Below are 13,322 nucleotides of genomic sequence, written 5' to 3'. Positions count from 1 at the left end.
TCCGGTATTGTCCACCATCCGCCACTTCCGCGAGGAATACGAAGAGCACATCCGCGAAAAGAAATGTCGTGCCGGGGTGTGCGCCGGACTCGTCCGTGCGCCGTGTCAAAGCGCTTGCCCGGCCTCGGTGGATGTACCCGGTTTCATTTCGCTCGTCGGCGAAAAACGCTATGCCGATGCGCTAAAGCTGCACCGTGAACGCAATCCGTTCGCCGCTGCGTGCGCGCGGATCTGTTTCCACTCCTGCGAAGAGCACTGTCGGCGTTCGTCGCTCGACAGCCCGCTTTCCATCCGTGGCATCAAGCGATTCATGGTGGAGCAGGAGATGATCATCCAGGTTCCGGAAGTGAAAGAGAACGCCAAGAACGCCGCCAAGAAGATTGCGATTGTCGGGGCGGGTCCGGCAGGGCTCTCCTGTGCATACTTCCTTGCGCGGCTCGGGTACAAACCGAAGGTCTTAGAGGCGGCACCGCGCCCGGGCGGCATGATGGCGCAAACCATTCCCGCCTATCGCCTGCCGCGCGAAATCCTGGCCCGCGAAGTCCGCATGATCGAGCGTCTCGGGGTCGATATCGAGTGTGACAAGGCGCTCGGGAAAGATTTCACGCTCGAAAGCCTCAAGCAAGAGGGCTATGAAGCCCTCTTCCTGGCGGTTGGTGCGCCCGACGGCCTGAAACTCGGCCTTCCCGGCGAAGAGGCCGAAGGCGTCTGCGAAGCCATGACCTTCCTGCGCGACTACAACATCCGCGGTTCCGTCCCGGTCGGCCGAAACGTCGTGATCATCGGCGGCGGCAACGCGGCCATCGATGCCGCCCGCACGGCCGCGCGGCTCGATGCCGAAAGCGTGACGGTGCTCTACCGCCGCACCCGCGAACAAATGCCCGCCTACGAAGAGGAGATCGAAGAGGCCGAAGCCGAAGGCGTCAAGCTGCAGTTGCTCACCTCGCCTGAAGAAATCATCGTCGAAGACGGAAAAGTCGTCGGCATCCGGTGCAAGCCGATGGAGCTCGGCGCGTTCGACCGCTCCGGCCGCCGCCGCCCGGTGGCAGGGGAGGACGCGGACTTCGTTGTGCCGTGCGACCAGGTGATTGCCGCCATTGGCCAGCGTGTCGATTTACCGTTGTTGACGGGATCGCAGTCCTTGAACGTGCAGCGGAATGGCTACATCGCGACCGACGCCCTCACCAAGGCAACTTCGCAGGAGTGGATCTTTGCGGGCGGCGATGTTGCATCCGGCCCATCCTCCGTCATCGAAGCGGTCGCCGATGGCGAGAAGGCCGCCGCAGGAATCGACCTGTTCCTTACGGGCAAGAACAACGCGTTCTGGCGCGAAGAGAAGAAAGTCGGCACCTTCTTCGATCCCGATGCGGATCCCGTTTCATACGAGCGCGAAAAGCAGCCGCTCATTCCGGTGGAACGGCGCCGCTGCAACTTCGACGAAGTCGAACAGCCCTGGGACGAAGCCACGGCGATCCGGCAGGCCAAACGCTGTCTGCGCTGCGACTATCGCGAAGAAGTCCACTCATGGTAACGGGCATTAACGAGGATTGTAAAATGATTGAGATCACCATCGACAACAAACCGTTTACGGTTGAAGAGGGAACCACCGTTCTTGAAGCCTGCAAGCAGGCGGGCATCAATATTCCCACGCTGTGCTATCTCGAAAAGGTCCAGGCCATCGGGGCCTGCCGCGTCTGCTTGGTCGAGATCGATGGCGTGAAGGATCTGGTGGCTTCGTGTGTCATGCCGGCAACCGACGGGATGAAAATCCACACCAACAACCGCCGCGTGCGCGAAGCGCGCAAGGTGGTGGTGGAGCTGCTGCTTTCCGAGCATGAGGGCGACTGCAAAACCTGCGACCGAAACGAAGACTGCGAGCTGCAATCGATCGCGCGCGACCTCGGCATCCGCGAGCTGCGCTACGAAGGCGAAAAGGCGCCGCGCTGCCAGGATGCAAGCACCATTGCCCTCGTGCGCAACAGCGCCAAGTGCATTTCGTGCCGTCGTTGCGTAACCGTCTGCACGGTAACGCAAAGTGTTTCCGCCCTGTTTCCGCAGAGTCGCGGGTTCAAGACCACCATTGGTCCCGCTTTTGGCAAAGGGCTCAACACGGTCACCTGCGTGCAATGCGGACAGTGCTCGCTGGTCTGTCCCGTCGGCGCCATTTCCGAGCGCGACCAGACCGCCGAGGTATGGGCCGCGCTGGACGATCCCGGTCTGACGGTGGTCGTGCAGACCGCCCCGGCCATCCGCGCCGCGCTCGGCGAATGCTTCGGCATGGAACCGGGGACGCTCGTGACCGGAAAGATGACCACCGCGTTGCGCCGCATGGGCTTCGATGCCGTGTTCGACACCAACTTTTCGGCCGACCTCACCATCATGGAGGAGGGGACCGAGCTATTGACGCGCCTTAAGAACGCATTGGTCGATGGCGAAGAGGTGGCGCTTCCGATGTTCACCAGCTGCTCGCCGGGCTGGATCCAATTCATGGAATACTACTATCCCGACATGCTGCCGAACCTTTCCACCTGCAAATCGCCGCAACAAATGATGGGTGCGATGGTGAAGACCTACTATGCCCAGAAAATCGGCAAGAAACCGGACGAGATCTTCATGGTTTCCGTCATGCCTTGCACCGCCAAGAAATACGAAGCCGCGCGCCCCGAAATGAATTCCAGCGGCGCGCAGGATGTGGACGTGGTGCTCACCACCCGCGAGCTGGGCCGCATGATCACCCAGGCCGGAATCGACTTCCCCGCGCTGGAAGATTCGGCAATGGATGCGCCGCTCGGTCTCGGTTCCGGGGCCGCCGACATTTTCGCCAACTCCGGGGGCGTGATGGAAGCGGCGCTGCGTACGGCCTACGAAATCATCACGGGCCGCGAATTGCCGTTCGATAACCTGCACGTCACCCCGGTGGCCGGGCTCGACGGCATCAAGGAAGCCGAGATCACCATCGAAGGAACGGTGCCGGAATGGAGTTTCCTCGAAGGGGTCACGGCGAAGGTCGCCGTTGCGCATTCGTTGGCCAACGCCCGTGCCTTGATCGAAAAGATCCGCGCCGGCGAAGCCGTCTATCACTTTGTGGAAGTGATGACCTGTCCCGGCGGCTGCATCGGGGGCGGGGGACAGCCGCGCATCACGACCGATGAAGTCCGCCAGGCCCGGATGAAAGCCATCTATGCCGAAGACGAAGGCAAAACCCTGCGCAAATCGCACACCAATCCGCAGATTCTGCAGGCCTACGAGGAGTTCCTTGGAAAGCCCCTCGGCCACAAGTCGCACGAACTGCTCCACACGAAATACTTCGAGAAAGAGCGGGTGTAGCCAAAACCCAAGCTTCCTGGTTCCAATTTCGGGTTACGATTGCCAGCGATCGAGCCGCCGGGTTTCTTCTTTGAAGGCGGCGGTGAAGGCGCGGGCTTTGGCGTGGACGAGTTCGGCGCGCCCTTCTTCGCTGCGGGTGTAGATGAGGTCGGAGGGTCCGACGTACCGCGACCAGGCGCGGAAGAACAATTCCGCGAGCTCTTTTTTGACGGCCAGCCGTGCGGGAACGGCATGATAGTCGTCGCGATTAAACCCGAGAAAGCGCCCTTGGCGGATGACCAGGTAGCGCGGGCTGTCGATCGGGCCGAGCAGCTCGGCCAGCCCGTCCGCAAACAGACTCGATTCATAATAGGTGCCGCCGCTCAGACTCAGATAAAAACTTTTGTCCGATGAGCAGACGGTTCGAATGCGCAGGCGGCGGAACGGGGTTTCAATCATGCCGGCTTCGCAAAGGGCCCGGCACAGGGCCTTGCCGATTTGCCGCAGGGAACCGTCGACGGGCAGGTGCCGCAGGCCGATGCGCAGCGCCGCAAGGGTTTCCCGGAACCGGAACAGAACCATCCAGGCGGTTCCAATTCCGCCGGCTACAAAGAGCAGCGCCCATTCGTGGCGGGCCAGGACGGCGCCCCAGCTCAGCCAGCAACCGAGCGCACTCAGCAGGCGGAAGAGCAAATGCCCGAGCGTATTTCGGATGTGGTAGGCGCGCAGCCGCGGAAGCATTTCCGTTTCGACCGAAGGCACCACGCGCGCATTGCGGTCGGATGCGAGCGCCTTTTTCCAGCGTTGCGATACCGTTGCGATCCTGCGATAGCGTCCGACCATCTGCCGGTTGTTGGCAAAGCAGGCGTAGGCGTTCAGCTCCGTCAGGCCGAGTTCGAGTCCGGAGGCCTGCATGCGCTTAAAGCCGCTTTCAATGCTTAGATTGTGCTCGGAGAGGCCGACGAAGGTTTCGAAGCGCCGCTTCAGATCGAAAAAATCGCCGAGGCCGCTTTCGCTTTTCACATCGATGGCCACCAGATGCCAGATGCTGCTGACCTTTTCCGGCTTCGACCGGTCCAGCCGGATGGCCCGTCCGCGCATCTGGTTGGTCAGCATATAGGTACCCACCGAGCTGGCGAGAATCAGCGAATTCACCACCGGGGCGTCCCAGCCCTCGCCGAGCAGTGCGCCGGTTCCCACCAGCGTTTTGATGCGCCCCTTGATCAGCAGGGCGGTAACGCTGTTGGTCAACACGTTCAGCGGGCTGGCGACCTTTACATGGCCGGGCATCCCTTCGAACGGCGTGCAAACCATTTTCTGATCGGCGGCTTCGGCCAGCGCTTCGTGCACGATGCTCAGCCGGCCGGTCAGCAGGGCGATCGAGCCGGCGATCGGGGATTGCGCGCAGAGCGTTTTGAAGATGGGCCAGGCGCCGAGGGTGGCGGTGCCGAGCGAATCCGCCCTGTTTAGCGCTTCATCGCGGATGTAGTCGGTCAGGATCACCTGCCGCAGTTCGTCGCCGCGCTGTTTGAGTTCCAATTTATGAATCAGCAGGCAGGCCGTTACCTTCTGTTTGCTCAGCGCCAGCGACCGCTCAAGCCGCCGGGAGCGCACAATCGAGAGTTCGCGTTTGCGCAGCAGTTCCAGCGAGCGCAGCCGCTTTTTCAGTTCGGCGTAGTATGCGGTTGCCGCGGCGGATTGTTTGACCGTTCCGGAGAAGAGCAAATGTTCCAGCAGAATCTGCCACCACGTCCGGCTGAGCGCCGGGATATCCTTCATGGAAACATCCAGGGCCTCGCAGAGCTCCGGCGCGATTTCGCCGGTTTTATGCTTCAGAAAAACCTGCACGGCCATGGCCGCCTGCGGATTGCTGTAGACGCTGGCGGGGTCGAGTTCTTCGTCCAGCCACGGATGATCGAGGATGCAGGTGCAAAAGGTTTCGTCGTTCTCCAGATGATTCAGCAACTGCTTCACCCGGTCGTCGTAGGTTTTGATCCGCTCTTTTTCCGACGGGCTCACATCCACGGCCCAGAGATAGTCCTGATGCGGGCAGAGGGTGCCGGCCTGGATCAGCTCCGGCACCGAAATCTCTTCGTCGATCGGTCCGCAGAGTTCCTCGTAGCGCTTCCACTCGGGCGCCTTCGAGTCATAGGGCGGCGTGGCGGTGAGCGCAACAATCACCAGGTCGGGTATCGCCTCGCAAATCTGGGCCAGCACCTTCCACCATTCCGCCCGCAGATGATGGGCCTCATCCAGAATGATCACCTGAACCCGGTGCCGCTGAAAGGTTTCCACCACAACGGCGGCATCGACCGTTTCGGTTTCGGCCTCGTCCTCATCCTCGGGGTCGGTCTCTTCCTCGGCGCGCGATTTGGAGTGGAGCGCCTGATAGGTGATCGAAGTGAGCATCTGCGGATCCGCGAGGCGGTTGCTGACCCAATCGAGGCTCAGCGGATCGTCGGTTTCGCAGAAGTCGGTCAGGCGTTGCAGCCATTGGTCGCGGATGATGCGGGTGGGGGAGAGGATGACGGTGCGCTTTTTCAGACGGCGGAACACTTCAAGCCCCAGCACGGTTTTCCCTGCGCCCGGCGCCGCCACCACATGCAACCGCTGATCGCTCAGGTGGTGTTCAATCGCATTCAGCACCCGCTTTTGATACGGCCGCCAACCGAAGCGGAACTTCAGCGAAGGAAAGTCGGTTCCAGCCTGCTTTTCTTTGGATCGTCCAAGCATAGACCGACACTATACGGCGTGGATTCGCGAACCGCCAGAACCGGCTTTGGGAGAAAGGCCGAAGGGGCCGGCCGTTATCCCGGCTAGTTTGGCGAGTTAGGGGTTTTGGCGATAACTTATCGGGACAAGGCGGCGGTAAACGGGCTTTCCGGGCGCGTTATTAATTGTTAGGTTATCTCCGCCAAACAAAGATAACATGGATGGATAAAGCGATATGGATCTGATCAACAATCCCTATAGTCCGGGTGCGGGGGTTCCGCCGCCGGAACTTGCCGGGCGCGAAAACATACTGCGCGATGCCGAAAACGTCATCAAACGGGTACAAAATGGCCATGCGTCCCAAAGTTTGATTTTGCTGGGATTGCGCGGGGTGGGGAAGACCGTCCTGCTCAACCGCATCGACCAGATTGCGGAAAACCTGGGGTGCGAAACCTCGATTTTCGAAGCGGATATGGACCGTACCCTCCCGCAGCTGCTGACCCAGCAACTTCATCGCCTCCTGCTGAAGATCGACCGCCGCAAACGAATGGGCGACGAGGTGAAAAAAGCCTTCTCGCTCCTACAGGCTTTCGCCGGGATTTTCCGGGTCCATTTGGGCGAATTCGAGCTGGGCGTCGCCCGACCGATGGTCACCGGGGATTTGGCGATCGATCTCACCGATCTGCTCGTATCGATCGGCGAAGCGGCCAAAGCGAGGAACACCGTTGCCGTGATCCTGGTCGACGAGGTGCAGTATCTGGCGAAAGACGACCTGGGCGCGCTCATCATGGCATTGCACAAGATCTCGCAACGCAAGTTGCCGTTGCTCTTTTTCGGGGCGGGTCTGCCGCAGCTCGCGCAACTGGCCGGGGATGCGAAATCCTATTCCGAGCGCCTGTTCACCTATCCCGCAGTCGGGCCGCTCGATCCGGACGGAGCCCGCATGGCCTTGGTCGAGCCCGCCAAGCGGGAGGGGGTGGAGTTCGAAGCCGGCGCCTTGGAGGAAATTCTGCGCGAGACGGAGGGCTATCCTTTCTTTCTCCAGGTTTGGGGGTCGCACGTTTGGCAGATCGCGCAGTCCTCGCCGATCACCGCCGCCAATGCCCGCGAAGCATCGCGCAAGGCCGAAGCCGCCCTCGACGAAAGCTTCTTCAAGGTTCGTTTCGAGCGGCTCACCGAGCGGCAGCAGCACTATGCCCGGGCCATGGCCGAATTTGGAAACGACCCCGCGAACTCCACCGCCGTTGCAAATCTGTTGGGCCTAACGGTCAAACAGGCCGCCCCCATCCGCGACGAAGTCATCAAGAAGGGCATGGCCTACAGCCCCAAGCGCGGCCTCGTGGCCTTTACGGTTCCCAAGTTCGACCAATACATGAAACGCAAGATGCCGGATTTCACTAACCAAGGAGAACGCAATGGATAAGCACATCATCGTCGGGGTTCATATTGTCGATCGCGAGGCGCATGCCGTCAACGTGCAGGAGGTGTTCACCCGATACGGCGCGCAGATCAAAACCCGCCTGGGCATGCACGACGACATCTGTTCGTCGAACGGTCTCATCCTGCTGGAGATGGCCGACACCGAGGAGACCTGCCGGATGATCGAAGCGCTCGAGGCCATCGATGGCGTCGATTGCCAGACCATGGTGTTTGGGCACTAGCCGGATTTGTTCCACTTAAGCCCGCTTTAGAAATGCATGTATACATTGTAATTGATTCTGTCTGCGTATGAGCTATTGTTCCATCTTCTAAACAACGTGTCTTTGAAGAATTCGGAGGGTAGCGTGAACGTATTTAGCGATACCATTACAATAAACAGTCGCTTTGGGCTCCACATGGGCCCGGCCGACGAGGTATCGGAAATTGCCGCGGGTTTCGATGCGATCGTTGCCTTCTATAAAGGCAATCGGATCGCCCATGCGCATAGCGCGGTTGAACTGCTGCTGCTCGACGCGTTCCACGGCGATGAGCTGAAAGTGAGCGCCATCGGAAACGATGCCGAGGAAGCGCTCGCGGCCATTGCCGCCTATTTCAACAACTACACCGACGACCAGACGCCGAGCGACATCGATACCCGGGCGGCCTAAACGGATTCCTGCCCCGCAACCTTTCCTTCGCGAATCGGTTCTGCTTAGGTTTGCGCCTCTAAGCGAAGGATCACATGAAAGTCTACAACGATTGCATTCCCTGTTTTGCCCGCCAAGGCACCGAAGCCGCGCTGGCCTACGCGCCGGATAATCCGGAACTCCAGCAACAGGTGCTTCGAACCGTTCTAAGAATTGCCGCCGAGAGCGACTACGAAAAGAGCCCGCCGGAAGTGGCCGCCGACTATTTCCGCGCGGTTGCCGAGCTGACGGGCGTCGCCGATCCGCACGCCGATGCCAAGCGGCGGTCCAACGCGGAGGTGCTCAAGCTGTTGCCGCAGTTGCGAATCGAGGTGGAGGAGTCCGCCAACCCGTTGGAAACGGCCCTGCGAATGGCCATTGCCGGCAACATTATCGATTTCGGGACCCCCCACGGCCAAAAGAACAACGACCTGCTCGGCGTCATCAAGCACGCCGTCGAATCGGACATGTGCATGGATTCGTTCGCCGCCTTCGAGCAACAGGCCCAGCAGGCGACGCTGATCCTTTACCTGGGCGACAACTGCGGCGAGGCCGTGCTCGACCGTTTGCTGATCGAGCAGCTGCCGACCGAAAAGGTGGTCTATGCCGTACGCGGAAAACCGATCCTCAACGACATCACGCCGGTCGAGGTGCCGCAGGTCGGCATCGACCAACTCTGCCGCGTCATCGACAACGGCTCCGACGCGCCCGGTACGCTCCTCGATCGATGCTCGCCGGAATTCCGCGCGTGGTTCGACCGCGCCGACATGATTGTTTCCAAAGGGCAGGGCAACTTCGAAACGCTGCAGGATTGCGGCCGGGAAATCTTTTTCCTGATGAAGGTCAAATGCGAAGTGGTCGCCGCCGAGACCGGTCTGCCGATCGGCAGCATCTATTTCCGGCGGAGTAACGGAATTTGATCGGTGACTAAAACGCAAAGGCGCCAAGAACACGAAGGATCGCAAAGAATGGCCTTGCGGGTTTCTGCGTCCTTAGCGCCTTAAAAACGGGACAACATAGAACCGCCTCTTTCAGATGATGAAATCCAAAGCGATAGCCTCTTTGCTGTTGCTGATTCCGGCGCCCTCGGTCGGCGTCCTGTTCGGCATGATCCTCTTTCCCGACACCCCCATCGGGAAGGGCCTCTTCCTGTTTACCAAGATCTGGCTGTTGGCCATGCCCGCCCTCTGGTTCTTTCTCGTGGAGAAGGGGTTGCCGACGCCCGGGAAAACGGGACGCGGCGGATATGCGGTCGGTTTGACCAGCGGACTGCTCATCAGCGTCTTCGTGGTCGGGGCGGCGCTCTTGCTGGGCAAGAGCCTGATCGACGGCGACTTTTTCAAGGAGATGATGCACGAGGTCGGGCTGGATAGCAAAAAACGGTATATCGGCGCGGCGGTCTATTGGGTCGTGGTCAACTCGGTCCTGGAGGAATATGTCTGGCGCTGGTTTGTTGTTCGCCAGTTCGAGCAGGTGCTCGGCCGGATCGGCGGCATCGTGGCGTCGGCCTTCTGTTTCACGCTGCATCACTATCTCGCGATGCAGGTCTATTTCAGCACGACCGTCGCCGCGCTCTGCGCGCTCTTCGTTTTTCTCGGCGGCGTCTGGTGGTCGTGGATGTACGTGCGCTACAAAACCATCTGGCCCGGCTGGCTCTCCCACGCCCTCGTCGACCTCGCCGTCTTTGGCACGGGCTATGGGTTGATCTTCGGCTGAAGTGCCCGGATCAGCTTTTCCGATCCCGCGCCGCAGGAGATGACCGAGCGCATGGCGTCTTCCACCGAAACCTCGACCGGATGGACGAACTCGGCTTTCAGGTGATAGATGAAACCGGAAGTCGGGTTCGGGCCGGTCGGCACGAACACCGTCACCATTCCGTTGTCGTGGCGATCGGTGATGAACCCCGTCATCATCATGTCGTTTTCAAACACCTGCACCAGGGCCACGGACGAGAAGGGCGACTCCTTCTTGCCGAGAAACTGGTTCACGGTTTCCTTCACCATCTTGTAGCCCGGAGCCTTGCTCAACACGCTGTTTTCAAAGCTGTGGTAGATCCACTGTCCCATCCGCGTCCGCACGAGCAACCCCACGAAAAAGCAGCCCAGCACGATCACCGAGAGCACGATCGCCGTGGCGATCGGCTGGTCGAAGCGGTCGGGCAGGGTCATGGTATTCACCACCAGATCCGTCAGCGGCTTGATGCCGTTGCCGACCATGCCGAAAAGCCATTTGAAGGCAAACCCCAGAATGATCGTCGGCAGGATCACGATCACGCCACCGAGCAAGGTCGTCTTAAAAAAAATCTTAGTTCGAGCAAGCATGGGCGGAATGATGCGGGTTTCGTGGGCCGGGTTCCAGCAGAATTGCCTTCTTGATTCTTGCGTTCGGCGCCCCCATTCGGGGTTAATCGGCCCATGACGATTTTATTGAACGAAAAAGCCATCGAGTTGGAGGCGGGCACCACGCTTTTCCAGCTGCGCGACCGCTTGAAACCGGATGCCGATGTACTCGTCTACAACGGCGCCGCCGTGGCCGACGACGTGCCGCTGCACGAGGGCGACTCCGTCAACCTGATTCAACGCGGCGGGATCCCATGCGTCGAAGAACTCGAAGCGCTGATGGCGGCGCGCCACACGCCGGGCGTGCACGCCAAAATCAAGCAGGCCACCGTCGGCATTGCCGGGCTTGGCGGGCTCGGCTCCTCCGTCGCGGTGGCGCTCGCGCGCATCGGGGTGGGGCGGCTCATCCTGGCCGATTTCGACGTTGTTGAACCGAGCAACCTCAACCGCCAGCAATATTTCATCGACCAGCTCGGCCAGCCCAAGACCGAAGCGCTTTTGGCCAACCTGCGGCGGATCAATCCCTATGTAACCTACGACGCCCATTGCGTGCGCATCGCGCCCGACAATATCGGCGAGCTCTTCGGCGAAGTCGACGTGATGGTCGAGGCGTTCGACCGCGCCGACCAAAAGGCGATGCTGTTGCAATCGTTCCAGGGCGCGCCGATTGTCGCCGCCTCCGGCATGGCGGGCTATGGCTCCGGTGAAAGCATCGGCGTGCGTAAAATGGGCGATCGCGTGTACATCGTCGGCGATCTCGAAACCGGGGCGGCTCCCGGCTGCGGCCTCATGGCGCCGCGCGTCGGCATCGCCGCCCACATGCAGGCCAATGTCGTTCTGCGGATTTTACTGGGCGAAGAATAGGATTCGTTCAGAAGCTTTTGGAGAGGAAGAGTCCGCCGAGGCCCAGCAATACGACTCCGCAGGCCACGAACACGACCCGGTAAACCATGGGCGGGCAAAGCTTCCGTCCAACGGAGACGCTGAACGAGACGAAGCTGTACCACGTCAGATCGGCGAGAATGTGGCCGCAATAAAAACTGAGCAATCCGGCGATGCCCGACTGGATCGACTGCGTCACGAAGCCCATGCCGATGGTGACCCACCAGATAATCCAATAGGGATTGGTGATGCTCAGCACGATGCCCGCCCAGATCGGCCCGTAGGGCGTCTCGGCGCCTTTGGCGTTGAGGGCGTCGTCGGTGCTCTTCTTGTTTTGGAGGATCATTCCGCCGCCCATCCAAAGCAGCACCGCGCCGCCCGCAACCAGAAATAGCTGGGTCACGGCCGGATGCTCGAAAAACGGGCCGAGCCCGGCAAAAATCAGCGCCAGCAGGATGATTTCGAGCATCGCGTGGCCCAGCACAATCAAGGGGCCGGCCTTGAAGCCGCGCTTGAGCGTTTCGCTGATGGTGACCGTCAGCACCGGGCCCGGCGCCATCGCGCCCGATAATCCGACCACAAACGCGCCGGCGAAAATTGTCAGCAATGAAAACATGCGGTATAGCTTACGCAACGAATCGGGAGATGCGAATGAAAAGCAATCTGCATAAAAATATTCCGGAGACCCTGCCGGACGAGCTGGTCGAGATCCTTGCGGAAAAGCCGGGGGTCCGGATCGAGCGGATCGTCTCCGACGGCCACGCATCGCCGGCGGGCTTTTGGTACGACCAGGAGCAGGACGAGTGGGTGCTGCTGGTTGCGGGATCGGCCGTGCTGGAATTCGAAAACGAAACCGTGGCGCTGAATCCCGGCGACCATCTATTGATCCCCGCGCATCGGCGCCACCGCGTGGCCGCAACCTCATCAACCGAAAAAACCATTTGGCTGGCGGTGTTTTATTGAGAATCCGGGGGGAATTTCCACATAGAAGACGTTCCTTATTCAATTCCGAAGCATAATGAGCATCCGGCGAGCTTCGGCGCCCAAGAGAATCGGCATGACTAAATTTCAGAAACCAGTTGTTTGCGCGTCCGCGCTTTTTTGTCTTATCGGAACCGTTGCGGGGGGCGGGCGAACGCCGCCGCGCGAGGCCTCCGTGACCATTGATTTCGGAGCGGAAATCCGCCCCAATTCCCCGTTGCTGCATGGGGCCAACAACATTTATCCCGATGGCGGCCAAGGCCTGCTGGCGCTAGACGGCTCGTTCGACGAGGGCCACATGCGTTTCGCGGCGGGCATCGGTTTGCGCACCTACCGCTTTCCCGGGGGATCCGAGGGCAACCTGTATCAATGGAAACGCGCGATCGGCCCGCTGGACAAGCGCACGGCCAACATCAGCGGAAACTACCGGCATCCGCGAACGAACGAATTCGGGCCCGACGAGTTTGGCCGGCTGCTCGAGACCGGGCCGTTCAACGAAGGGATCATCATGGTGGCCTACGCCTATGAAAAACCCCAGGACGCCGCGGATTGGGTGGAATACATGAACTGCCAAGTCGGCGAAAATCCAAACGGCGGAATCGATTGGGCTGCGGTCCGCGCCAAAAACGGCCACCCGGAACCCTATGGAATCCGCTATTGGGAGATCGGCAACGAGGTCTATGGCAACTGGGAGCTCAACTGGGGGTCGTACCCAACCGAAGGCGATGCCGCCCGCGGCAGCGCGAATGTCGAACACGATGAAATCACCAACATGGGCGGGACGCTGGCCTTCGGCCATGCCGGGCGCTATGTGTTCGGCGGAACGAAGCCGTTCCGGCGCCAGCGCGCCGCGACGTCGACTTCCTGGCGCGACGAGCATTGCGCAACGACCCGGGAGCCCGGCCAGACCTTCTACGTCAAGTTTCCGCCCGTCGACGACAACGACCCGTTCCGCCTCGTGATCGACGAGACCGAATGGACGCGCGTTGAAACGTTC

General features: G+C 60.5%; 12 protein-coding genes and 1 pseudogene. 10 read left to right on the top strand and 3 right to left on the bottom strand.

The annotated features are described in order from the left end of the window. A partial coding sequence (locus ABYO54_RS06265; protein WP_372807388.1) for an FAD-dependent oxidoreductase occupies positions 1 to 1,531 on the top strand: 1,531 nt, incomplete at its 5' end. 23 nt (positions 1,532 to 1,554) lie between these two features. Beyond that, complete coding sequence (locus ABYO54_RS06260) at positions 1,555 to 3,327, top strand: NADH-dependent [FeFe] hydrogenase, group A6 (protein ID WP_372807387.1); 1,773 nt, start codon at positions 1,555 to 1,557, stop codon at positions 3,325 to 3,327. A gap of 33 nt (positions 3,328 to 3,360) precedes the next feature. On the opposite strand, the gene ABYO54_RS06255 is transcribed toward ABYO54_RS06260, so the two are convergent. After that, positions 3,361 to 6,039 (bottom strand): DEAD/DEAH box helicase family protein, encoded by a 2,679-nt coding sequence (locus tag ABYO54_RS06255; protein ID WP_372807386.1) that lies wholly within the window; start codon positions 6,037 to 6,039, stop codon positions 3,361 to 3,363. Between the two features lie 214 nt (positions 6,040 to 6,253). Here ABYO54_RS06255 and ABYO54_RS06250 point away from each other — a divergent pair, with 214 nt between their 5' ends. The 5 genes from ABYO54_RS06250 to ABYO54_RS06230 all read left to right on the top strand — a co-directional run bounded on the left by ABYO54_RS06250 (position 6,254) and on the right by ABYO54_RS06230 (position 9,839). Beyond that, positions 6,254 to 7,441 (top strand): ATP-binding protein, encoded by a 1,188-nt coding sequence (locus tag ABYO54_RS06250; RefSeq protein WP_372807385.1) that lies wholly within the window; start codon positions 6,254 to 6,256, stop codon positions 7,439 to 7,441. Next, on the top strand, positions 7,434 to 7,679 hold the full coding sequence (locus tag ABYO54_RS06245; protein WP_372807384.1) for a hypothetical protein: 246 nt from the start codon (positions 7,434 to 7,436) through the stop codon (positions 7,677 to 7,679). The genes ABYO54_RS06250 and ABYO54_RS06245 overlap by 8 nt, the downstream gene beginning before the upstream one ends. A gap of 123 nt (positions 7,680 to 7,802) precedes the next feature. Then, positions 7,803 to 8,105, top strand: coding sequence for an HPr family phosphocarrier protein (locus ABYO54_RS06240; protein ID WP_372807383.1), 303 nt, complete (start codon positions 7,803 to 7,805; stop codon positions 8,103 to 8,105). Positions 8,106 to 8,179: 74 nt separating this feature from the next. Further along, positions 8,180 to 9,043, top strand: coding sequence for a DUF89 domain-containing protein (locus tag ABYO54_RS06235; RefSeq protein ID WP_372807382.1), 864 nt, complete (start codon positions 8,180 to 8,182; stop codon positions 9,041 to 9,043). A gap of 115 nt (positions 9,044 to 9,158) precedes the next feature. Beyond that, the gene (locus tag ABYO54_RS06230) at positions 9,159 to 9,839 is read left to right on the top strand and encodes a CPBP family intramembrane glutamic endopeptidase (RefSeq protein WP_372807381.1); all 681 of its coding nucleotides are present in this window, start codon (positions 9,159 to 9,161) and stop codon (positions 9,837 to 9,839) included. Here the strand turns inward: ABYO54_RS06230 and ABYO54_RS06225 are convergent. Then, a complete protein-coding gene (locus ABYO54_RS06225; RefSeq protein ID WP_372807380.1) occupies positions 9,818 to 10,396 on the bottom strand; it encodes a DUF502 domain-containing protein in 579 nt (192 codons plus the stop codon). The genes ABYO54_RS06230 and ABYO54_RS06225 overlap by 22 nt on opposite strands. 141 nt (positions 10,397 to 10,537) lie before the next feature. Between ABYO54_RS06225 and thiF the strand changes: the two genes are divergently transcribed. Continuing rightward, positions 10,538 to 11,326 (top strand): sulfur carrier protein ThiS adenylyltransferase ThiF, encoded by a 789-nt coding sequence (gene thiF, locus ABYO54_RS06220; RefSeq protein ID WP_372807379.1) that lies wholly within the window; start codon positions 10,538 to 10,540, stop codon positions 11,324 to 11,326. 7 nt (positions 11,327 to 11,333) lie between these two features. On the opposite strand, the gene ABYO54_RS06215 is transcribed toward thiF, so the two are convergent. Continuing rightward, complete coding sequence (locus tag ABYO54_RS06215) at positions 11,334 to 11,924, bottom strand: LysE family transporter (protein ID WP_372807378.1); 591 nt, start codon at positions 11,922 to 11,924, stop codon at positions 11,334 to 11,336. 71 nt (positions 11,925 to 11,995) lie between these two features. Here ABYO54_RS06215 and ABYO54_RS06210 point away from each other — a divergent pair, with 71 nt between their 5' ends. Together ABYO54_RS06210 and ABYO54_RS06205 are read left to right on the top strand one after the other, a co-directional pair. Beyond that, on the top strand, positions 11,996 to 12,307 hold the full coding sequence (locus ABYO54_RS06210; protein ID WP_372807377.1) for a cupin domain-containing protein: 312 nt from the start codon (positions 11,996 to 11,998) through the stop codon (positions 12,305 to 12,307). Between the two features lie 193 nt (positions 12,308 to 12,500). After that, positions 12,501 to 13,322, top strand: a pseudogene (locus ABYO54_RS06205) (hypothetical protein); the annotation flags it as partial.

Origin of the sequence: Pontiella sp. (genome assembly GCF_041622395.1) — a bacterium.
Classification (GTDB): domain Bacteria; phylum Verrucomicrobiota; class Kiritimatiellia; order Kiritimatiellales; family Pontiellaceae; genus Pontiella.
This window is presented reverse-complemented; position numbering and strand designations above follow the sequence as displayed.